Source organism: Hufsiella ginkgonis, assembly GCF_009834915.1.
Lineage (GTDB): Bacteria > Bacteroidota > Bacteroidia > Sphingobacteriales > Sphingobacteriaceae > Hufsiella > Hufsiella ginkgonis.
Window position 1 is genome coordinate 471,477 of sequence record NZ_WVHS01000004.1, and the last position, 21,384, is coordinate 492,860.

The 21,384-nt window shown below is 53.7% G+C and carries 15 protein-coding genes and 2 tRNA genes; 10 read left to right on the plus strand and 7 right to left on the minus strand.

The features are described from left to right. Window positions 1–75: 75 nt before the first annotated feature. The 10 genes from GS398_RS18270 to GS398_RS18315 all read left to right on the plus strand — a co-directional run bounded on the left by GS398_RS18270 (window position 76) and on the right by GS398_RS18315 (window position 12,276). On the plus strand, window positions 76–381 hold the full coding sequence (locus GS398_RS18270; RefSeq protein ID WP_160908248.1) for a DUF6660 family protein: 306 nt from the start codon (window positions 76–78) through the stop codon (window positions 379–381). Between the two features lie 161 nt (window positions 382–542). Beyond that, the gene (locus GS398_RS18275; RefSeq protein WP_160908249.1) at window positions 543–2,711 is read left to right on the plus strand and encodes a TonB-dependent receptor; all 2,169 of its coding nucleotides are present in this window, start codon (window positions 543–545) and stop codon (window positions 2,709–2,711) included. A 59-nt stretch (window positions 2,712–2,770) separates the two neighbouring features. Then, window positions 2,771–3,790, plus strand: coding sequence for an oxidoreductase (locus GS398_RS18280; RefSeq protein WP_160908250.1), 1,020 nt, complete (start codon window positions 2,771–2,773; stop codon window positions 3,788–3,790). Window positions 3,791–3,802: 12 nt separating this feature from the next. After that, window positions 3,803–4,297, plus strand: coding sequence for a DinB family protein (locus tag GS398_RS18285; RefSeq protein ID WP_160908251.1), 495 nt, complete (start codon window positions 3,803–3,805; stop codon window positions 4,295–4,297). A gap of 420 nt (window positions 4,298–4,717) precedes the next feature. After that, window positions 4,718–9,520, plus strand: coding sequence for an Ig-like domain-containing protein (locus GS398_RS18290; protein ID WP_160908252.1), 4,803 nt, complete (start codon window positions 4,718–4,720; stop codon window positions 9,518–9,520). A gap of 118 nt (window positions 9,521–9,638) precedes the next feature. Continuing rightward, a tRNA-Cys gene (locus GS398_RS18295) sits at window positions 9,639–9,709 on the plus strand. A gap of 13 nt (window positions 9,710–9,722) precedes the next feature. Beyond that, window positions 9,723–9,794: transfer RNA gene (locus GS398_RS18300), tRNA-Cys, on the plus strand. 209 nt (window positions 9,795–10,003) lie between these two features. Then, window positions 10,004–10,441, plus strand: a complete 438-nt coding sequence (locus GS398_RS18305; protein ID WP_160908253.1) for a VOC family protein — start codon at window positions 10,004–10,006, stop codon at window positions 10,439–10,441. A gap of 125 nt (window positions 10,442–10,566) precedes the next feature. Then, entirely contained in the window at window positions 10,567–11,331 is a 765-nt protein-coding gene (locus GS398_RS18310; RefSeq protein WP_160908254.1) for an SDR family NAD(P)-dependent oxidoreductase, read from the plus strand. Window positions 11,332–11,484: 153 nt separating this feature from the next. After that, window positions 11,485–12,276 (plus strand): carbon-nitrogen hydrolase family protein, encoded by a 792-nt coding sequence (locus GS398_RS18315; protein ID WP_160908255.1) that lies wholly within the window; start codon window positions 11,485–11,487, stop codon window positions 12,274–12,276. 28 nt (window positions 12,277–12,304) lie between these two features. Here the strand turns inward: GS398_RS18315 and GS398_RS18320 are convergent, their stop codons facing one another. From GS398_RS18320 to GS398_RS18350, 7 genes are all read right to left on the minus strand, one after another. Next, the gene (locus GS398_RS18320) at window positions 12,305–13,186 is read right to left on the minus strand and encodes an AraC family transcriptional regulator (protein ID WP_160908256.1); all 882 of its coding nucleotides are present in this window, start codon (window positions 13,184–13,186) and stop codon (window positions 12,305–12,307) included. 88 nt (window positions 13,187–13,274) lie between these two features. After that, window positions 13,275–14,516, minus strand: a complete 1,242-nt coding sequence (locus tag GS398_RS18325) for an NAD(P)/FAD-dependent oxidoreductase (protein ID WP_160908257.1) — start codon at window positions 14,514–14,516, stop codon at window positions 13,275–13,277. Window positions 14,517–14,519: 3 nt separating this feature from the next. Further along, window positions 14,520–15,521, minus strand: coding sequence for a 4-hydroxyproline epimerase (locus tag GS398_RS18330; protein ID WP_160908258.1), 1,002 nt, complete (start codon window positions 15,519–15,521; stop codon window positions 14,520–14,522). Window positions 15,522–15,530: 9 nt separating this feature from the next. Next, entirely contained in the window at window positions 15,531–16,466 is a 936-nt protein-coding gene (locus tag GS398_RS18335; RefSeq protein ID WP_160908259.1) for a dihydrodipicolinate synthase family protein, read from the minus strand. Window positions 16,467–16,500: 34 nt separating this feature from the next. Further along, entirely contained in the window at window positions 16,501–18,675 is a 2,175-nt protein-coding gene (locus tag GS398_RS18340) for a S9 family peptidase (RefSeq protein ID WP_202406124.1), read from the minus strand. Further along, entirely contained in the window at window positions 18,672–20,369 is a 1,698-nt protein-coding gene (locus tag GS398_RS18345) for a M1 family metallopeptidase (RefSeq protein ID WP_160908260.1), read from the minus strand. Before GS398_RS18345 ends, GS398_RS18340 begins: the two co-directional genes overlap by 4 nt. A gap of 100 nt (window positions 20,370–20,469) precedes the next feature. Next, window positions 20,470–21,291: a 3-keto-disaccharide hydrolase gene (locus GS398_RS18350; RefSeq protein ID WP_160908261.1), complete on the minus strand. Its 822-nt coding sequence runs from the start codon at window positions 21,289–21,291 to the stop codon at window positions 20,470–20,472. Between the last annotated feature and the right edge of the window lie 93 nt (window positions 21,292–21,384).

Genomic DNA, 21,384 nt, shown 5'->3' on the forward strand with positions numbered 1-21,384 from the left:
CTTATGCCATAGAAATATCATACCGGGTTATTACCCCGGTATGGATTTTCTTTTTTCTGCTACCTTTGCCTCCCAATGAGGATCGTAGCAACCCTTCTCGCCTTTTTTATGTTCGCGCTTAATTTCGCGGATGTATGTAATGACGGGCCAGGAACTGCCGCCACCACCCGGATAGAACAGGCGCATACGGATGATAACGCGCAACCCGGGAGCTGTACGCCTTTCTGCTATTGCACGTGCTGTACTTTTTCGGCCGTGCTGCCGCAAAGCGCGCCTGTTCTCCACATTCCCCATGCCCTTCCCTTCCAGCGACGTATTGTACCCGGGGGATCTCCGTTGCAGGTAACGATCCCTGTATGGCAGCCGCCGAAAGTTTCTTAAACATTTTCTCCTTCGCCCTGGGCACGTCCTCCAAAGGAGGAAAGATCGCAGTTAATTAACTGATATCAATACCTTTTTAATTAAATGACCTTTTCTCCCCCGGGAGGAAGGATACGGCGATTCCCTGCAACTGAACACTGATCACCTTCTATTAATATAAAATGAAACGACTTTTTTTACTGGCCGCAGCTTGCCTGGTCTGCCTTGCAGCAAGCGCACAAACCGGTCTCTCGATACTTGTTAAAGACTCAAAAACACAAGAGCCGCTCGCCGGCGCTACGGTTTCGCTACCCGCTTCAGGCAGATCGGTATCGTCGGGAAGCGACGGCAAAGCGGTTTTATCCGGCATAGCCGATGGAAAACACCTTATCCGGGTACTTTATCTCGGTTATGAGACCAAAACAGATTCGGTTTACCTTCCCTTCACCGGGGTGCTCGATGTGCTGCTTACCGCCTCGGCAGGAGAGAACCTCGATGAAGTGGTGATTTCTACCACCCGCAGCTCGCGCACCATTTCTGCCATCCCCACCCGGGTGGAAGTAATTGCCGGTGAAGAGCTCGACGAAAAAGGCAACATGAAGCCCGGCGATATCCGCATGGTGCTGAGCGAAAGCACGGGGATCCAGACACAACAAACTTCCGCCACCAGCGCAAACGCCTCGATCCGCATACAGGGTCTCGACGGGCGCTACACGCAGATCCTGAAAGATGGCTTCCCCGTTTATTCCGGCGCGGCCAGCGGACTGGGCTTGCTGCAAACACCGCCGCTCGACCTTAAACAGGTGGAGGTGATCAAAGGATCGGCGTCTACGCTCTACGGCGGCGGCGCCATTGCCGGACTGGTGAACCTGGTGAGCAAAACCCCGCGCCAGGAACCCGAACTGAACGTGCTGGGCAATGTGACCTCGGCCGGCGGTCTCGACCTTAGCGGGTATTATGGTAAACAGTCCGGACCAACCGGGATCACTGTTTTCGCCGCCCGAAACAGCCAGGCGCCATACGCTCCGGGGCCTGTCGACCTAACGGCCATCCCCAAATTCACGCGCTACACCTTTAACCCGCGGCTGTATTACAAAGCAGGCGATCGCACCACTATCACCGCCGGCATTAATACCAATTTCGAAAACCGCACGGGCGGCGACCTCCACTTCATAAAAAAGAATGGCGATGCCACCCACAGCTATTTCGAGAAGAATAACACTAAACGGCTGTCATCACAGTTCTCGCTTAGCAACGCGTTATCCGCACACCGCCAGCTCACCTTCAGGAATAGTACCAGCTATTTCAATCGCAAGATCGCTACGCCGGGCTATAACTTCAATGGCTCGCAATACGGTACATTCACCGAGATCAGCTATGCGGTGCGACAGGAAAAAGCGGAATGGGTAACAGGTATCAACCTGGTTACCGACCGGTTTAACGAAAACCTGCAAACCTCCGTCGCCCTCCGTAATTACCGGCAGACCACCCTTGGCGGATTTATCCAGAACAGTCTCCAGGTAGCCTCCTTTTTTGAACTGGAAACCGGCTTGCGCAGCGACTATGTAGCCGACTACGGCTTCGTCCTTCTTCCGCGGTTTTCCGCGCTGTTTAAGCTCACACCAAAGCTGAGCTCCCGTTTCGGCGCCGGGCTGGGCTATAAAACACCCACCATCTTTACCGAAGAAAGTGAACGGATCCAGTACCGGCAAGTGCTTGGCATCTCGCCATCCGCAAATAAGCTGGAACGGAGTGCCGGCGTGAACTGGGACGTGAACTTCCGTACGGCCATCACGGACGATCTTGGGGTCAGTATCAACCAGCTGTTCTTTTATACCCGGTTAAACAACCCGCTCATTATGCAGACCGCGGCAGGGAGTACATTCCGGTTCGAGAACGTGAACGGTCATTTTGATAGCCGGGGAACTGAAACGAACATAAAGATCACCTACCAGGACCTGAAGCTATTTATCGGTTACACCTTCACCGATGCCCGGCTGCACACCGCGGAGGCCGATGCGCCAAATCCGCTTACGGCGAAACACCGCCTCAATAACGTATTGATGTACGAGGCCGCCGAAAAATGGAAACTGGGCCTCGAAGCTTATTACTATAGCCGCCAGCTGCTGAACGATGGCACTACCGGCCGTCCTTACTGGATCACCGGTTTTATGGCGGAGCGGTTGTGGAACAAGTTTTCTTTATTTATCAACTTCGAGAATTTGACCGATACGCGCCAGACCCGGTTCGACAGCATCTTCACAGGAAGCCTCGCTACCCCGGTTTTCCGGGATATCTATGCCCCGCTCGACGGGTTTGTAGTAAATGGAGGTATCAAAATAAAATTGTAAGCATAACCTGCAATCGCTGTGATTTCCCTTCCTTTGTGCGGCAAACATCCATATTTCGCATGAACGGACATTCTTCTCAGCAGCACCCCCTCCAGCCGATCTTCAGCGCGGCAGCTACCGCCGCAGAAGTTATCGGGCACATAAACCTTACCGGGAAAACCGCCATCGTTACCGGCGGTTATTCCGGTATCGGTCTCGAAACCGTCCGCGCCCTGCATTCCGCGGGTGCGGCAGTGATCGTGCCCGCGCGCGATACCGCAAAGGCCGAAAAATCCCTTGCCGGGCTTAACGGTGTAGCCATCGAGCCGCTCGACCTTATAGATGCCGCTTCGATCGATGCCTTTACAGAACGGTTCCTGGCAACGGGCAGTCCGCTGCATATCCTGGTAAACAGTGCCGGCATTATGGCCAACCCGCTCACGCGGGACGCGGACGGTAACGAATCGCAATTCGCGACCAACCATCTCGGACATTTCCGCCTGGTGAACAAGCTATGGCCGGCGCTGCAGCAGGCCAACGGCGCACGCGTGGTTTCCGTTGCCTCCCGCGGCCATCGGTTCTCGCCGATGGTATTCGACGACGTGAATTTTATACACCGGGAATACGACCGCTGGAAAGCGTACGGGCAATCGAAAACGGCCAATGTCCTTTTCGCGGTAGCATTAGACCGACGCGGAAAAGCGGAAAATATCCGTGCTTTTGCCGTACATCCCGGCACGATCGCTGACACCGGTCTCGCCAAACACGTAGCACAGGAAGATCTTCAGCGCATGGGCGCGATCGACGCCAAGGGCAACGCCATCCTCGATGCATCGAGGCAAATGAAAAATGCGGCGCAGGGTGCCGCCACGGGTGTATGGTGTGCAACGAGTCCGCAGTTAGCGGGTATCGGTGGGGTATATTGTGAAAATTGTAATGTATCGCCGGTGGTTACGGAAGAAGAATTTGAGAGCTGGGTAAGTGGGGCCATGGGAAGATTGGAGGGGGTGGCGTGGTACGCGGTGGATGAGGGGAATGCGGAGAGGTTGTGGGAGCTTAGCGGGAGAATCCCTAACTTTGATAAAACAAATAACCGCTAACCTTAAATTACCATGACAACGAAAACAGCAACCACCCGCATGCAGGGGTTCTTGTCACTGTTCGACATGCACACCACCTTTTTTGCAAGAGCGCTCGAAGGGGTGGCTGAAAAAGATATGTACAACCGGCTCGACACCCAGGCCAACCACATGGGCTGGCTAACCGGTTCGCTGGTGCAGCAACGGATCATGATGGCGTCGGAAACGCACCCCGGGCTCCACCAGGCTGGTGAGGAACTGTTTAAAGATCACCGCGGCATACAGGATAGCGCCACTTACCCCACCATTGCCGAATACCAGGCAGATTGGGACCGCATCTCCCCTATGGCCCGCGAGGCACTGGCGACTATCAGCGACGAAAAGCTCGACAGCGACTTCGATATGGGCGGCATGAAGATAACTTATTACGAACTGATCTCGTTCACCATCTACCGCGAAGCCAGCATTATCGGTCAGCTTGCCCTTTGGCGAAGGCTGCTGGGTTATGCCGCTTTAAAATACGATTAACTTAAACCGTCATGCGGTAACCGGCCAATGGCAACCGGGTAAGCTTACGCCAGTACGAATAGGTTAACCTTTACGGGGATCCGGGTAAGTGCCGTGTATGGTTGGTAATTTCATGGTTCGCTATTTTGCGTTGTCTGTCAAATATCGGTAATACCAGCGGACCAAGGGGGAATGTGCGTAAATAACCCGGTCTCTCAGCTACAGCACTCAGCCTGTGAAGTATACCTGATAAGATAAATAATTGATATTTCCTGAGTAGTATTCCGGGTTTGACAGTGCAATCAAAGTTGATTGCTGAAAGCTAATAGCTCCCAAACTTTTACGCTTGATCGTCCTCCCGCTTAACCAGGCAATTAGTTTCGGTATTTTTGTTGTTGCCCAACAATAAAAATACCGAAACTAAGTTTATACAGGATCGATATGAGGAGATTTTGGAGGAGACTGATTTGTGGGCCGCTCGTATTAACAGCCATTAATTCATTTGGGCAATGTCAAATACCGGCCCCTGCTACCAGGGGGGCCAGCATTTGCCAGGGAAACAGCGCAACCATTGCGGTAACCAGCACTGGCGATGCGTTCGCATGGTATGATTCGCCGGCCGGGGGTAATGTGCTGGCGCGTACCAAAAACTACAACACCGCACCGTTAACCGAAACTACCACGTTTTATGTAGAAGCAGTAAGCGACAGCTGTACCAGCCAGCGCGTGCCTGTTACGGTTACCGTTAATACGCCGCCGGCGCTTCCCGACGTAAACGACGTAACTATTTGCAGCGGTTCGAGCGTGAGCCTGAGCGCCAAAGGTCCGGGCGGAACTTACGAATGGTTTACCACCCCGACCGGCGGGTCGCCGTTTATCCGTAGTCCCGATTTTACTACGCCTGCGCTTACTGCCACAACCATTTATTATGTGCAAACTACGCTTGGCAGTTGCACGAGCGCCCGCAAAACGGTAACGGTAACTGTAAACCCGGTGCCACCGCTTCCGCAAGCAGCGGGAGTAACCATCTGCGAGGGTGCTGCCGCTACTTTAACGGCCACCGCATCGTCTGGAACGATCCATTGGCTGAATGCGCTCGGCGACCTGGCTGGCACCGGGGAAAGCATTACCACCTCTTTATTAACAAAAAGTACTACTTATTATGTGCAAACGCTGTTAAACGGATGCGCAAGCGAATTGGTACCGGTAACAGTAACGGTTAATGCCACACCATCGCCGCCAACCGTGGCGGGAGCTATTATCTGCACAGGCACCAGCGCCACGCTCAGGGCTGTCGCGCCGGGAGGGACCTGCCAATGGTTTACCACGCTTTCAGGCGGCACGCCAATCGCCACAGGCCAGGCATTTTCTACCGGCGTACTCACCGAAACTACCACCTATTATGTACAAACCGCCGTTAATGGCTGTATCAGCTCGCGCGAGCCGGTGACAGTTACCGTGACAGGGACAGTTCCTTTGCCGCAGGCGGCTCCTGTATCGGTCTGTACCGGAAGCGCAGCCACCTTCACTGCTGCCGGATCTACGGGGAACTACCTGTGGTACAACTCCGCTTCGGGAGGCACACCGCTGGGCCGTGGCGCCAGCTTTACCACGCCGCCGTTGTCGGCTGCCATAACCTATTATGTGTCGGCCGTAACCGGCGACTGCCAAAGCGACAGAGTTCCGGTTACCGTATCGCTGCTATCGCCGCCCGCGGCGCCCCAGGCAAGCAATATTTCTGTTTGCGCCAACACGGCCGCTACCTTAACCGCCACCGGCAGCGGCGGTACCATCGAGTGGTTTGAAACAGCCGCGGGCGGCTCCCCCATCGCAACGGGGGCGGTATTTAACGTGCCGCCGCTCGAAAGCAACAAAACGTATTACGCACAGGTTTCCGGGATCTCCTGCAGCAGCCCGAGAACCCCCGCAACGGTAACCATAAAGACCGCGCCGGGAGGTCCGTTGTTCCTTTACTCGCCACGGTATTATTTTACAGGGGGCGCAAACCCCGTACCGGTGATCAATATACCGGGTGGAACGTTTTCTACCACTTCGCCCGGCCTGGTGATCGATCCTGCTACCGGCAGAATTAACATAGGCGCTTCCGCCACCGGCGACCACGCGGTTACTTATACCGTTACCTACGATGGGTGCACGTTTACGCGTGAGCAGATGATCGCCATCAACCTGCCGCCCGGCAAGCTCACCTATGCGAGCCCGCTTTGCCAGTATGGCGGCAAGGCCGAAGCCGCCCTGGAAGACGGCATTCGCGGGGCGATATCAGCTGCTCCGGCCGGGCTGGTGATAGACCCGTTCAGCGGGGAGATCGACCTTAACAGAAGCGCCCCCGGAACGTATACCATTACCAATAACATACCCCATGCCTTTACGGTAACCACCGTAACTATACTTCCGCGTGTAGCGGTAAATGCGGGGGTCGACGTTACCGTCATTCCAGGAGCCGCCGTTACGCTTCATGGGACCGTAAGTGTAACCGGAACGCCGGTACAATGGTCCGGCGGACAGGGTGCTTTTTCGGGTATATCATCGCTTAACCCCGTATATACCCCCTCAGCTACGGAAAAGATCGCCATACTTTATCTTACCACCACCAGCGCCCGCGGCGTATGCGGTCCGCTAACCGACACGGTGATAATAAACATCAGCCTTCCACCGGCAGTACCTGACGTTATCACCTGCTACGGCAACCGGGCGGCGCTCCACGCAGATTCACAACGCGGAACGATACGATGGTTTACCGCTCCCACGGGAGGTACGGCATTTTATACCGGTACGGATTTCGTTACGCCGGAACTCACAGCCGACCAGGATTACTTCGTAGAATCGGTGCTTTTTGGCGTAACCAGCCCGCGAACGAAAGTAACGGTAAAAGTGCAATCGCAGGCCGCAACCCCATCTGTATCACCCGTTTCTGTTTGCTATGGCCAAACCGCAACGCTTAGGGCCACCGGCGCCGGCACATATAAGTGGTACGATGCGGCTGCAGGCGGCAACCTTATTTCTACCAGCGATGTCTACGTTACCCCCAAGCTAAGTACCACCATAACTTATTACGTAGAAGGAGCCACAGATGGCTGTCAAAGCCCGCGGGTCCCTGTTGCCGTTACGGTGTTTCCGCGATCGGTCATTACCAGCGGCGAAACCGCTGTGACCTGCAGCGGACAGCCGCTAAACTATAAGCTTACGGCCAATGTGGCTGACGCCGGCTTTATGTGGAGCCGTGCGGCGGTGACAGGCATCAGCAACGAAGCGGTAACCGATCAAACAGGCGCGCTGATCGACGAGGCGCTGATCAACACCACTAACCAGAATGTACGCGTGGTGTACCGTGTAACCCCGGTGGTGAACGGATGTCCCGGGCTGCCTTCGGAAGTTTTTGTTACGGTAGGGCCGATGCCCGCACTTACCTCGGATGTGGCAGCCACCTTATGCAATGACGTGGCCCCTAACTACGCGATCAGGCTTAACGTGGGGGAAGTAGATTTTAGCTGGAGCCGCGCCGCGGTGCCCGGTATTGCCAACCCTTCACTCAACGATCAAAAAGCGCGGGTGATCCGGGAACAGTTGTTAAACATTTCGAATGCACCGGTGGCCGTAAAATACCTGGTCCGTGTAAATACGGCCGCCTGCGGAAGCACGTTGCTGCCCTATATCGTGACCGTAAACCCTTCGCACCAGATACTCAGCGCCTTAACAGGAACGATCTGCAGCGGCGAGCCGCAAAGTTACTTCGCGAAATCTAATGTCGATTCTGCCATTTTTACCTGGAGCCGCGAACGTGTTGCCGGCATCAGCAACCCGGCAGTAAACAACCAGCGGTCTGCGCACCTTACCGAGGCGCTGGTTAACACCACCGATGAACCGGTCATCGTCGACTACCGCTTTACAGCAACCGCCTACGGGTGCGTGGTGCGCGAATTCCACTACCGGGTGACCGTTAAACCACAGCCGCGTATACCCGTAATCGTAAGCAACTCCCCGGTTTGCCATGGCAACCAAGCGGTATTTACAGTCCCGGAAGTGGCCGATGCCGCCTATTCGTGGACCGGCCCCGGTGGATTTACCGCTACTTCCCGGCAGATCACGATTAATAACACAACTTCCGCCAATGCGGGAAAATATACGCTGACCGTTACCGTAAATGGCTGCAGTAACACTGCCAGCACCGTGCTTGCCGTAACGGAACCCCCGGTATCAAACGCAGGCGCGGACCAGCAGGTTTGCGCCTCCGTGAAAGAGGTACAGCTTACCGGAACGGTGAAAGACGGCTCCGGCGAAGGCCTTTGGACCACTGGCGGAAGCGGCACCTTCTGGCCGTCGGCAACTACCCTGAACGCTGTTTACCGGCCCTCGCAGGCGGATACCGCGGCGCGCTCGGTGGTGCTCACGCTTACATCGATCAATAACCTGGGGTGCCAATCGTCGCCCTCCTCGATCACAATTACGTTCCAGCCTGCGCCTGTAGTACGCGCCGGTGGAGACCAGGAAGTATGCTCACAAAACACATCTGTTCCGCTTACCGGCGTCATAGCGAATTCGCCGGGTGGCGTGTGGACGTCAACCGGCAGCGGCAGGTTCCAGCCGTCTAATACCGCTTTGAATGCGGCATACATTCCCAGCCAGGCAGATATCAGGAAGGGAAGTGTGATACTGCGGCTTACCTCTACGGTTAACGGTTTCTGTTCCGCGTCATACGATGAGGCAAAGATCAGATTTATGCCCCCGCCTGCGCTAGATGCCGGCGAAAACAGGTTGCTGGCGCTCCATAAAACGCTGACGCTTCAGCCAAAAGTAAGCGATGAAAAGGTTACCTATCTTTGGTCGCCGAACGTGAACCTGAGCAGCAATACGGTAAAAAACCCTGTCGTAACCGGGGTGGCCGACCAATTGTACACCCTCACGGTAACCGATGTGCGCGGCTGCACCAGCACAGATACCGTTTTTGTGCGCGTACTCGATCCGCTTACCCTCCACAATACCTTTACGCCCAACGGCGACGGCATTAACGATACCTGGAATATCCCTGAGCTGGCGAAATACCCGGTAACCAAAATCAGCATCTTTAACCGGAGCGGGGAGATCGTATACGCCTCGGCAAATGCAACCCTGAAATGGGACGGCCAATACAACGGGCAGCCGCTGCCTGTCGGCGTATATTATTACGTGATCGATACCCGGTTTGAGAGCAAGGTATTTTCCGGCTACATCACGCTGATCAGGTAGTATAAATATTTAATAATATATACTCTATAGAATTAATAGATTATTATATTTGCAACGGTTAGTATTAATATATCAGCGTATGAGCGCATCCCCCCGGTAGCTGCCGGGGGGATAACCCGGCCACATGACCGAGCGGTGAGGTGGAGGTCTGCAAAACCTTTTACGGCGGTTCAAATCCGCCTGTGGCCTCAAAATATTACCAGGTGGAGTGGCCGAGCGGTGAGGCGAGGGTCTGCAAAACCCTCTACGGCGGTTCGAATCCGTCCTCACACCTCCTTGTATTAACCGATTGGCCGGAGGGATTCAGCATTTCCGGGATACGATGAAAAAGTTTCGTGCTTCCCCAACTAGTTTACCCGGTCCGTGATGCTCCCATCACCGGTTTCTTTTGTCGCGATATACCCCGAATTTGTCTTTTCCGCCCCTGTCGCCGTATGGCGGATAGGGTTACTTTTGAATCATCAATCACATAAACAAACGATCATGGCATCAGTAAGCACGTACCTCAATTTCCAGGAAACCACGGAAGAGGCATTCAATTTCTACAAATCAATTTTTGGCGGGGAGTTTTTCGGCCAGGGGATCATGCGCATGGGCGATACCCCTGCCTGTGAGGGCGCCCCGGAGATTTCGGAGAAGGATAAGAACCTGGTGATGCATGTGGAATTGCGCATCCTGGGTGTTCATTCCCTGATGGGCACCGATTGTGTAGGCTCCTGGGGAATGCAGGCACAGCCAGGCAATAACATGCACATCAACCTGAGTCCCGACACGCGCGCAGAAACCAAACAGTTCTTCGACGCACTTGCTGAGGACGGCAAAATAACCATGGAGCTCCAGGAAATGTTTTGGGGCGACTACTTTGGCAGCTGCACCGATAAATACGGCATTAACTGGATGTTTAACTGCAGAGAGAAATAAGGCAGGCTAACAAGCGTCGGTTTACCGCGGAAGTACAGAGAGTTTGCTTAATTAAGCGCTCTTTGTGCCGCTTTTACTTTGTGTCGCTCCCTTCTCTCTTATCTTTGGTGATCAACCTCACGCAAATGACATTCGATTTCAGCGGTAAAACCGTACTTATTACCGGCGGCTCGCGCGGTATCGGCGCAGCAACGGCCCGGTTATTTGCCCGATGGGGCGCCACGGTGGTATTTACCTACCGGTCCGGCGAGGAGGCGGCCAAAGCGACCCTTGCCAGTCTCGGCGCCGCCAACCATGCTATGTACCGGTTAAATGTGGCCGATCCGGCAGGTGTGCAGCAGTTTTTTGCCGTCTTTGCGGCGCGTTATCAGAAAGCGGATATCCTGGTAAATAACGCAGGCATCTTTACTGAACATAAAATACTCGATACCGGCTATAACGACTGGCTGCAAAACTGGAACAATACCCTGCAGACCAACCTTACCGGCGCCGCCAACATGTGTTATTTTGCGTCGCGGCTGATGGTTGAGCACGGTGGCGGCAAGATCATTAACATCTCGTCGCGCGGTGCATTCCGCGGCGAACCCGACCACCCGGCATATGGCGCCAGCAAAGCGGGGTTGAACGCCATGAGCCAGTCGCTGGCCATCGCGTTGGCGCCGCACAACATCAGTGTGCACGTGATCGCACCGGGTTTTGTGGAAACGGAGATGGCGGCAGAAACGCTGGAAGGTCCTTCGGGCGATCTCATTAAGAACCAGAGCCCTTTCGGCCGCGTGGCCAGGCCGGAAGAAGTGGCCGGATTGGTGGCGGTTTATGCCAGCAACGGGTTGGAGTTTACGAGCGGGGGGATTGCGGACCTGAATGGGGCATCCTATTTAAGGAGTTAATAAATGGAATATACCGCAACCCATTAACCGGCAAGCCTGGAATAAGACCGGCTGCACATCAAACAATCCTGCTATGCACCAGCGCATGGCCACGATGATTCGTACTTTTTTTTACACGAACGTCATTTTTGCCTAGTTTTACGAAAAACCTTCATGAAGATCGCGTTAGCCTCCCCACCGGTTCCTTCCTCTGTTAACGACGGGCTTTTGTGGCTCGAACGGCTCTCGAAAGAAGCCGCTGCACAACAGGCGAAGATCGTTTGTTTCCCGGAGTCGTACATACCCGGTTATCCGTTGGCAGAATATGCGGTAGAAGAAGCATCTGCCGAAAAACTGCAGTCCGCATTAAACCAGGCCTGTACCATTGCCTCGGAAAATAAGATCGCGATCATTTTGCCAATGGACTGGTACACGCCCAAAGGTTTGTTAAACATCGCCCATGTAATTTCCGGCACGGGCGAGCTGCTGGGTTACCAGTCGAAAAACCAGCTCGACCCAACGGAAGACGCACGCTGGATCCCGGGAACTACACGCAATATTTTCGAAGCAGATGGCCTTAAATTCGGTATTACCATTTGCCACGAGGGATTTCGTTATCCCGAATCGGTAAGATGGGCGGCCCGCCGCGGGGCGAAGGTGGTATTTCACCCGCATTTCGCGGGAAGCGACCGCACCGGTATACTGCCCACGCAATGGGGAAGCATGGACAACCCCTATTACGAAAAAGCGATGATGATGCGGGCGCTGGAAAATACGATCTATTTTGCGAGTGCCAATTATGCCTTCAGGTACCCCGAATCGGCCTCTTCCGTGCTGGGCCCGGATGGCGGCTGTATTGGATACCAGCCTTATGGGAAGCCGGGTGTGCTGGTAACAGAAATCGATCCGTTGCTGGCAACAGGATTACTGGCAGAAAGATTTAAACCGCTGCTGGTTAAGGATTAACCGGGCCGGGCGAAGAAACCAACCGTTATCAGTTAACTTTTTGCGCATAACTCTCCATAAACACCGAGGGCGAGTTACCGGTCACACTTTTAAAAACACGGTTAAAGTTGGTAATGCTATTAAATCCGCAGCTGTAAGCTACGGTAGAGATGCTTCCAAACCCGCCGTTGGTGAGCTTATTACAGGCCTCGTTGATGCGGATATTGTTCAGGAAGCTGATAAAGGTATGCCCGGTATGCTTCTTAAAGTAGCGGCAAAATGCCTGGGGCGTCATGTGCGCGGTGGCCGCCACATCCTCCAGCATCAGCGGCTTATTATAGTTTTTAAGAATATAGTTGTAAATGGTGCTGATCCGGATCCCCTCGCTTTCGCTGACGTGGTTCCCGGAGCGCTCAAAAGCGAGGGTGATCAGGTGCTCGCTCGCGGCCTGCAGCGTTTCCAGGAGCCGGATAAAGCTGATCACCTGTGAGGGCCCCTTCTGAAGCGCCACCTCGCTGATCATTGCCGATAACCTGGCTGTTAACCGTGATGGCGCCTTAAAGCCATGCTGCTGCTGGTTTACAAACGCGTGAAGTTTTTTCATCTCCGGGAGGTCCAGCAGGGATTGCAGGCGACCATCGGGGTCGAAAAACACCGTCAGCGCTTTGATCGTTTTGTTGCTGCCCGGGACGAAATATTCGGGGTCACTTTTAAACAGGTGAGGCTGATTGGCGGCGAGCAGGTAAATTTCATTGGCCGCGAAGGTGTGCATGCTGGTACCGGCCACCAGCGTACCGGTCCCCTCAATAATCCACGTAAGCTGGGCTTCGCGGTGCCGGTGCAGGTACGGGTAAAAATGCGGAAGCACTTCCTCCTGGATGATGATCGTTCTGTCGTGCGCAACAGGCAGGGTGAATTGGAGGATCTTCATGGTTCTCGCAAAGAACGCAAAGTTTCGCGGTTATTGTATGGCGACAAATAAGAACCTGCGAAATTTTGCGTTCTGCGCGAGACTCGTTTTACCTTTCCGGCGAGAACGCCCCAATATCCATCCCTGTTATTTCGCCTGCAATTACCTCACTCACCAGCTTTCCTGTTGCGGGACCAAGGCTTAGCCCCATCATTCCATGCCCGGTTGCGATAACCAGGTTACTTAGCCTGGCACTTCTCCCGATATAGGGCAGTCCGTCCGGGGAAGCCGGTCTGAATCCGTACCAGATATCTTTTTCCGCCGGCATTAACGGGCGTAATCCCGGGAAGTACTTCGGCACTGCCTCTGCAATACCGCGAACCCGGTTCAGGTTCACCTGCCTGTTCAGTTTACCCAGTTCCATCGTCCCGCCGTACCTGATACTCCCATCCATAGGCGTAACGGCTACACGTGCCTCACACAAAAGTGCGGGGATCTGCAGCCGTCGCTTTGCGTCTTTCTCCATAAATGAGTATCCTTTCCCCGGCATCAGCGGGATGTTCAGCCCAAACATGCGGCCAACTTCCGGCGACCACGAGCCGGCGGCTATTACGTATTCATCGGCTTCGAACTCCCTGCCCCCGGCTATTATTTTCCGGATCCTGCCACCGGAAGAGATTACTTCCGACACGCCATGTTCTTCAACAACCACAACATCGTTTGCCACCAGGTTTTCCTGCAACAGGGCCATTAGCCGGTTGGGGGAAATATGTGCGTCGCAACGGTAATGTGCCGCACCCAACACATCGAGTTCCAGCCCCGGCTGCAGCGCGCGGCATCGGGCGGCGGAAAGGATCTCCATGTCTAACCCCAATGCCCTGCCGTTTGCCACCAGGTGAGCCTCTTCTTCGGCCGCCTGCTCCGTTTTGTAAAATGCGAGGATCCCCCGGTGTTTCAGCCCGAAATCGAAGCCGGGTTCCATGGCCAGTTCATCATACAGCCGTTTGCTGAGCAGTGAAAGATCGCGTAAGGGAACGGCCGATTGCTCCACGTGCCTGCTATTGGCATGTGCCAGGAATTTTAAGCCCCACGAAATCAACCGGAAATTTAACGACGGCTTTACATAAAAAGGGCTCTTCCGGTTAAACATCCAGCGGATGCCCTGCTGTACCATGCCCGGGGCGGCCAGGGGCACAAAATGGCTCGGTACGATCATCCCGGCATTTCCGTACGAACAATTACCTTCTATCTTCCCTTTATCGAGCACCGTAACCTCGTGCCCGGCGCGCCGCAGGTAATAAGACGAGCTGAGGCCTATGATCCCTCCGCCAATGATGATTACTTTTGCCATCCGTTAAATTACCTGGAAACCGTAAGCATACGGATCCTCCGTATCAATGCTGATCTTATTGTAACCGTATACACGCGCCCAACCCGCCACACTCGGGATGATCGCGTCACGTTCGCCGAGTTTTACCACATCTTCCACCACGCCGGTGAATTTGCTCCCGATAATGCTTTCGTGAATAAAGGCGTCGCCCTTCTTTAACCTTCCTTTAGCGAACCATTGAGCCATCCGTGCGGAAGTACCGGTGCCGCAGGGCGAGCGGTCGATCGCCTTATCGCCATAAAACACGGCGTTACGGGCGGTCGCATCCGCGGAAAGCGTGGCCCCGGCCCATAGGATATGCGAACAACCGTTGATCGTAGGATCATTGGGGTGCACGAATGAATACAGGCCGTTAATGCGTTTGCGCAACTCGCGGCTCCACGATACCAGTTGCCCGGCCGTATAATGTTCCAGGCCGGGGAAGTTTTCCTGCGGATCGACAATTGCGTAGAAGTTACCGCCATACGAAACGTCGACGGTTAATTTTCCCAGGTCAGGGCATTCCACTTCCAGGTTTTCGGCAGCGAGGTACGAAGGAACATTCGCCAGCTTTACGGAAGTAACTTTACGGCCCTCCTGCTGGTATTCGATCAGCACCAGGCCGGCCGGCGCTTCCATACGTACCAGTCCCGGCTTTTTGGGAATGATCAATCCTTCCTCTATGGCGATGGTGATGGTACCGATCGTGCCATGGCCGCACATAGGTAAGCAACCGCTGGTTTCGATAAACAATACAGCTATGTCATTTTCCGGGTTATGCGGAGGGTATAATATGCTGCCCGACATCATGTCGTGTCCCCGGGGCTCGAACATCAAACCGGTCCTTATCCAGTCAAATTCCTTTAAAAAATGCTGCCGCTTTTCGCTCATGTTGGCGCCATGCAGCTGCGGTCCTCCTTCCGCCACCAGGCGAACGGGGTTACCGCACGTATGCGCATCGATGCAGTTAAACAGGTGAATGGCCATTAATCGTTCTTAAACTTCAAGCACTTTGCTCATTCCCCAGCTTCCTTCCGGCAATCCCGGGTACGATGCCAGCGCTTCACCTACTACCCGGAGCACCTTTTCACGTTCTTCGCCTTTAATGGCCAGCCGTGGTGCCCGTACGTTCTCGGTCCCAAGGCCGGTAACCACTTCAGCCAGCTTAATGTACTGTACCAGTTTGGGATGGATATCCAGCTCAAGGACCGGCAAAAACCAGCGGTAAATGGCGAGTGCTTCTTCCAGCCTGCCCGCTTTCGCGAGACGATAAACAGCTACGGTTTCTTTCGGGAACGCATTTACGAGCCCGGCGACCCAGCCGCAGGCGCCCATCAGGAGGCATTCCAGGGCAAGCGGGTCAACACCGGTGAGGATCTTGTAACGGTCGCCGAAACGGCTGATCATCCGGGTAATGTTGCTCACGTCCCGGGAGGAATCCTTAACCGCCTGGATATTTTCATAAGGCAGCATCTTTTCGAACATATCCGGCGTTACCTCGATCTTGTAATCAACCGGGTTATTATAGATCATGATCGGCAGCGAAGTACCTTTAGCCACGCTGATAAAAAACGCTAGCGTTTCTTCGTCATCGGCCTTATACCGCATCGGCGGAAGGAGCATCAGCCCGTCGGCACCCAGCTTTTCCGCTTTTTGGGCGAAGGAAACAGCCACGCTGGTGGCCTGCTCGGTCACATTCATTAATACGGGCACGGCGCCGTCCACCAGTTTGAGCGTGTGTGAGAGCAGGTCGAGCTTCTCCTGTTCGGTAAGGGTGCTTGCTTCGCCGAGGGAACCACCCAGGATAATTCCGTCGATACCTGCGTCGAGCTGCGCCTTAATGTTGTAGTCGAAAGCGGCATAATCAATTTCGTCGTTAACCGTAAATTTGGTCGTTACAGCGGGAAAGATCCCGGTCCAGTCTATTTTCATTTTATTTAGTTTTCCTGTCGATTTTTGTTACGCATCATCTTCCGCCGGGCGGACAGTACTGTTTCAAGAAATTAGCCATCAGCGTAGTTTTATGTAAAGCGGTGCCTTCGCCCTCAGAAATGCCGTGCGTGCGGTTAGGGTACGGCATAAACATGAACTGTTTATTGTACCTGATCAGCTCGTTCAGCAGCACTTCTTCGCCCTGGTAGTGTACGTTATGGTCGCCGGTGCCATGCATGATCAGCAGGTGCCCGCGCAGGTTTTTGGCATACGTAACGGGCGATACCCGGGTATAGTCCGCTTTATTTTCCGGCAAAAGCCCCATGTAACGTTCCTCGTAAACGTTGTTATAGAGGAATTGCGAAGGAACGCCGGAACTGGCAAGCCCGGTTTGATAGATCTCCGGGTACCGGAACAATAGCTGCATGGTGGTAGATGCGCCGCCACTGCCACCATAAACCGCAATGCGGGTAGAGTCGACAAACGGCCACCTGATGATTTTTTTAGCGGCACCGGCCTGGTCATTGGCGTTTATCCATCCCAGGTTCCGGTAAATCGCTTTGCGCCATGCGCGGCCTTTCGGCGCTGGTGCGCCGCGTCCTTCAACGGCCATAAAGAGGTACCCGCTGTCTACATTAAAGAAACCGCCTCTTCTGCCGCCGATACCGGCTCCGTCATTCACCGTGGTGGAAAAGGGCTCGGAATACGTGGTAAATATCACCGGGTATTTTTTCTTTGGGTCGAAGTTGGCAGGCTTCACCATAAAACCGTCCATTTCGATGCCCTCGTCTGTGGTGACTTTAAAAAAGCTGGTGGTTTTAGCCGCGGGATTGGGGGCTAATTTCTTCCCGATGCTTTCTGCTTCTGTTAACGGTGTATTTCCCGGCAGGGAGAGCCATTCGCTTGCCGGCAGGTACTGGTAGCTCGAAAAGCTGTGCTGGGCCCATTTGCCGTTAGGCGACATCGTGTAACTATGCGTTCCCGGCAACGACGCCGGGCTTACCCGCGAAATTCCCGTAGCTCCATTCAGGCTTGCCCGGTACAGGTAACGCTGCGTGGCATTATCGGGCGATGCCATAAAGTACAACCACCCGGCGGCTTCATCAACACCGGTGATGCCGGTAATATCATAGCTGCCGGGTGTGAGTAATGTCTCTTTACCGTCGAGCCCGATACGGTATAAATGCCGCCATCCGTCTTTCTCGCTTGCCCAGATAAACGCTTTCCCGTTCTCTATCCAGTCCCAGCCTGCCGTGCCGCGGTTCCAAAAAGATTTGACGTCGATCCAGGCGTCATCATTTTCCTTATAAATTACTTTTGACAACCCGGTAAACGGGTTACAAAGCACAAGCCTGCTTTCGTTCTGCATGCGGTTCAGTTGCTGCACGATGAGCTGTGAGCCATCGGGAAGCCAGTCCATGCGTGTCAGGTAGTTAGCGGACGGAAGCCCGGCGATCTTCATCCACACCGTTTTCTTTGTGGCAACATTTACCACGCCCATCTTTGCCGCCGCCATTTCTTCGCCAGGTTTAGCGAAAGGCAGCGGGATCAGCTTTGCATAATTGCTGTCGGTGTTATTGATCATGTACAGCGTTTTCACTTTGGAGATATCGATCTGCCAATAGGCGACCTGTTTGCTGTCGGGGCTCCAGCTGATGCCGTCCGTACAAAACAGCTCTTCGCTGTAGGTGTAATCAAACCAGCCATTTAGCTTCTTATCCGTACCATCGGCGGTTAACCTGGCGATCGCACCGGTTTTTACATCCTGCGTGTAAATATTATTATCGTAAACGAAGGCGACTTTTGTGCCGTTCGGCGAAAGTTCCGGGTTAAGCAGGTAACCGTCCTTCAATCCCTTACCGATGGCGGTTACTTTCCCGGTCGTGCGGTCGAGTACCTGCGCGGTGTAAAAAGTATTGTGATATTCGCGATGGTGCGTGTTCATGAGCAGCACGATCTGCTGATCGGCCGAAAAAGCGTAACGCGCTCCGCCAAAGCGCCCTCCTCCCGTTGTGGCCGGCATTTTCAGCTGGTCGGCGGAAACAACCGGTGTTTTCGCCATGGTTGGCAAGGAAACCTGTACGATGGCGCCGTTTTCCATCATGGTATAGCTGTTGCCGTCTTTATTCCAGTTCAACTGGGCAGACGCGGCAAGCGACAATAAACTGATGCCCGTGATTCCCGCCAGGCCTTTTACGATTCGATTCATGGCTGAGTGACCTCCAATGTTTTTACATAATACATATCTTCTACAGCCGCGGCGGTGAACATTTCTTTTTGCCCGGCTTTCAAGTCGAGGGTTTTCCATTCATCGCCGGGAATGATCCGGAGAACGGGCGCTCCCGCTTTCTTCAGGAGAATAGGGAGGTTAAAGCCTTTTACGCAACCTGTATACCGGTAAGCGAGTTGCCTGCCATTTTCTTTAAAGTAATATTCCAGCCTGGGGATTTGAACGGTACGGAGATACTGGTCAAAAACTTTCGAGAAATCATACTTCGTTTGTGCGGAAATATAGCGTTCCACCTGTGCGCTGGTAATCGTCCGGTGATAAAACGTTTTATTCAGTCCCCTCAAAATAGCACGGAACTGTTCGTCGTTATCCAGTCCGTGCCTGATGGCGTGCAGCATATTTGAAGGCTTGGGGTACATGTCGCCGCTGCCCTGGGCGTTCACGCCGTATGCGGGGATCACGGTGATATCATTCCTGATGCCGCGCCTGATCCCTTTATTGTACTGGTTGGCAGCTTCCTTTCCAAAAATATAATCGACGAACAGGGTCTCGCTGTAATTGGTGAATCCCTCGTGCACCCACATATCCGCCAGGTCGTTGGTAGTCAGGTTATTACCAAACCATTCGTGCCCGCTTTCGTGGATGATGATAAAGTCCCATTTCATTCCCCAGCCGGTACCTGAACCATCCCTCCCGCGGTACCCGAATTTATATTGATTGCCGTACGAAACCGCGCTTTGATGTTCCATGCCTGTATGTGCGGCGTCTATCAGCTGGTAACCATCCTCGTAGAAAGGATAGGGCCCGAACCAATATTCGAAACTCTTCAGCATCTGGCGGACCTGCGGAGGCATATAAGGTCTGGCCCTGGCAAGATTGTAATCGAGCACCCAATAGTTTAGCGTAAGAGGTCCCTTCTCTCCCGCATATATTTCTTTAAAGTTCACATATTTCCCGATGTAAGGAATAATACAATAGTTACTGATGGGGTTTACCACCCCGTATTTGTAGGTTACGGTTCCATCACCGTTGTCCTTTTTGAACTCCATCCGGCCGTTTGCCACAGCTACCAGCGTATCAGGCACGGTCATAGTGAGTGAAGCGCCTTTATCAGGCTCATCGCTTTGGTGATCTTTATTGGGGTACCAGACCGATGCGCCTAACCCCTGGCAGGCCACGCTCATGTACGGGCGACCGATAGAGTCTTTCGCAAAAATGAACCCGCCATCCCACGGCGGCCGGATCGCCTCGTGTACTTTTCCGTGGTAATAAATAATAACGTTATTGATCGCCGCGGGCTTTTGTGCGGGCGATGCCACGTGCCACACCGCGCCTTCCTTGCTGAATTTAAGCGGTAAGCTGTTATTGTAAACGATGCTGTCGATCACCAGCGGGTCCATCAGGTCGATCTGCATTTTCAACCCGGCACTGGCTTTTACCACCTTATAAGTGATCTTGTTCGATCCGGTAATACGCTTATTGTTAAAATCGGGCTTAAAAGAAAGGTCGTAACGCATTACGTCCCACCAGGTGCGCTCGGGATTAAGACTTCCACGCAGCGTGTCGGCATGCGTATACGTTTTAGGTTTTGTTTGCGCCCGGGCGCCGCCGTGAACAAAACAAACCAGCGCCAGGAGAGCGCCGGTAAAAAGTGACTTTAACAGGTTGGCCATAGTCACAAATATAGCGGGCAACTCTTGCCGCGGTTCACCGTTAATTAACAGGAGTTGCCCATATATTAACCTCAACAGGGATTTTATATGCCCTTATAGGTTACAATCCTCTTATCCAGATATTGCGAAAACTAACCGGCTCACTCTTATCTCCATGTGCCTGGAGCTTTATCGGTGCCGTATCATATTTCTTATAGACAGGCTTGCCGATATACAGGGTTTCACCCAACAGTTCGACATTATTTTGCACAAGCACCCCGTTAAAAAATACCGTAACATGGGCGGCGGTTTTCAGCGTGCCATCTTCATTAAAAGTCGGGGCTGTCCAGGCTACGTCGTACACGTTCCACTCGCCGTTTTTACGCGCCGGGTTGGCAAGGGGAATGAATTGCTTATACACCGCCCCGGCCATGCCGTTCACATAGGTTTTGTTTTCGTTGTTGTACGAATCCATGATCTGCACCTCATAACCCGCATCGCCGCCACCGGTCGACGCCAGGAAAAGCCCGCTGTTTCCACGGCCCTGGCCTTCTCCCGTTACATTTGCGGGGACTTTCCATTCTAAGTGCAGCTGGTAATTCTTAAAGGCTTGTTTCGTTTCGATGTTGCCGCCCCCGGTCGCCTTGTTTACGGTGAGCACGCCTTTGGCGATATCCCATTTTACCGCAGATTTGTCCTTCGTGGTTACCCATTGATCCATATTCTTACCGTCGAACAGGATCAGTGCATCCGAAGGCGCATCGCTAAACGTTTTGCCGGGGAGCACTACTTTCGGGACCGGTTCCCATTCTTCGGTATCCGCCGGGTTACCGCGCCTGGGCGGTGTTTGAGAGGCTGCCGGTGTTTGCTGTGCATTTGCCGTGACGGCGAGTAACAGGCCAGCGGCTACGGCCGACAGGCATTTAAGGTGGTGTGAGTTCATTTAAGAGTAGTTAGCTGAAAGCAAATAAAGCGTTTTTTTGGCAGAAAACAGCCTGCTAAAACGATATCAATTACCAACATACCGAAATCCGGC

Excerpts from the sequence above, each read along its gene's own strand:
- GS398_RS18290 (WP_160908252.1), top strand. The coding sequence starts at position 4,718 with ATGAGGAGATTTTGGAGGAGACTGATTTGTGGGCCGCTCGTATTAACA.
- GS398_RS18345 (WP_160908260.1), bottom strand. The coding sequence starts at position 20,369 with ATGGCCAACCTGTTAAAGTCACTTTTTACCGGCGCTCTCCTGGCGCTG.
- GS398_RS18320 (WP_160908256.1), bottom strand. The coding sequence starts at position 13,186 with ATGAAGATCCTCCAATTCACCCTGCCTGTTGCGCACGACAGAACGATC.
- GS398_RS18280 (WP_160908250.1), top strand. The coding sequence starts at position 2,771 with ATGAACGGACATTCTTCTCAGCAGCACCCCCTCCAGCCGATCTTCAGC.
- GS398_RS18325 (WP_160908257.1), bottom strand. The coding sequence starts at position 14,516 with ATGGCAAAAGTAATCATCATTGGCGGAGGGATCATAGGCCTCAGCTCG.
- GS398_RS18275 (WP_160908249.1), top strand. The coding sequence starts at position 543 with ATGAAACGACTTTTTTTACTGGCCGCAGCTTGCCTGGTCTGCCTTGCA.
- GS398_RS18285 (WP_160908251.1), top strand. The coding sequence starts at position 3,803 with ATGACAACGAAAACAGCAACCACCCGCATGCAGGGGTTCTTGTCACTG.
- GS398_RS18335 (WP_160908259.1), bottom strand. The coding sequence starts at position 16,466 with ATGAAAATAGACTGGACCGGGATCTTTCCCGCTGTAACGACCAAATTT.
- GS398_RS18340 (WP_202406124.1), bottom strand. The coding sequence starts at position 18,675 with ATGAATCGAATCGTAAAAGGCCTGGCGGGAATCACGGGCATCAGTTTA.
- GS398_RS18270 (WP_160908248.1), top strand. The coding sequence starts at position 76 with ATGAGGATCGTAGCAACCCTTCTCGCCTTTTTTATGTTCGCGCTTAAT.
- GS398_RS18330 (WP_160908258.1), bottom strand. The coding sequence starts at position 15,521 with ATGGCCATTCACCTGTTTAACTGCATCGATGCGCATACGTGCGGTAAC.
- GS398_RS18310 (WP_160908254.1), top strand. The coding sequence starts at position 10,567 with ATGACATTCGATTTCAGCGGTAAAACCGTACTTATTACCGGCGGCTCG.
- GS398_RS18315 (WP_160908255.1), top strand. The coding sequence starts at position 11,485 with ATGAAGATCGCGTTAGCCTCCCCACCGGTTCCTTCCTCTGTTAACGAC.
- GS398_RS18350 (WP_160908261.1), bottom strand. The coding sequence starts at position 21,291 with ATGAACTCACACCACCTTAAATGCCTGTCGGCCGTAGCCGCTGGCCTG.
- GS398_RS18305 (WP_160908253.1), top strand. The coding sequence starts at position 10,004 with ATGGCATCAGTAAGCACGTACCTCAATTTCCAGGAAACCACGGAAGAG.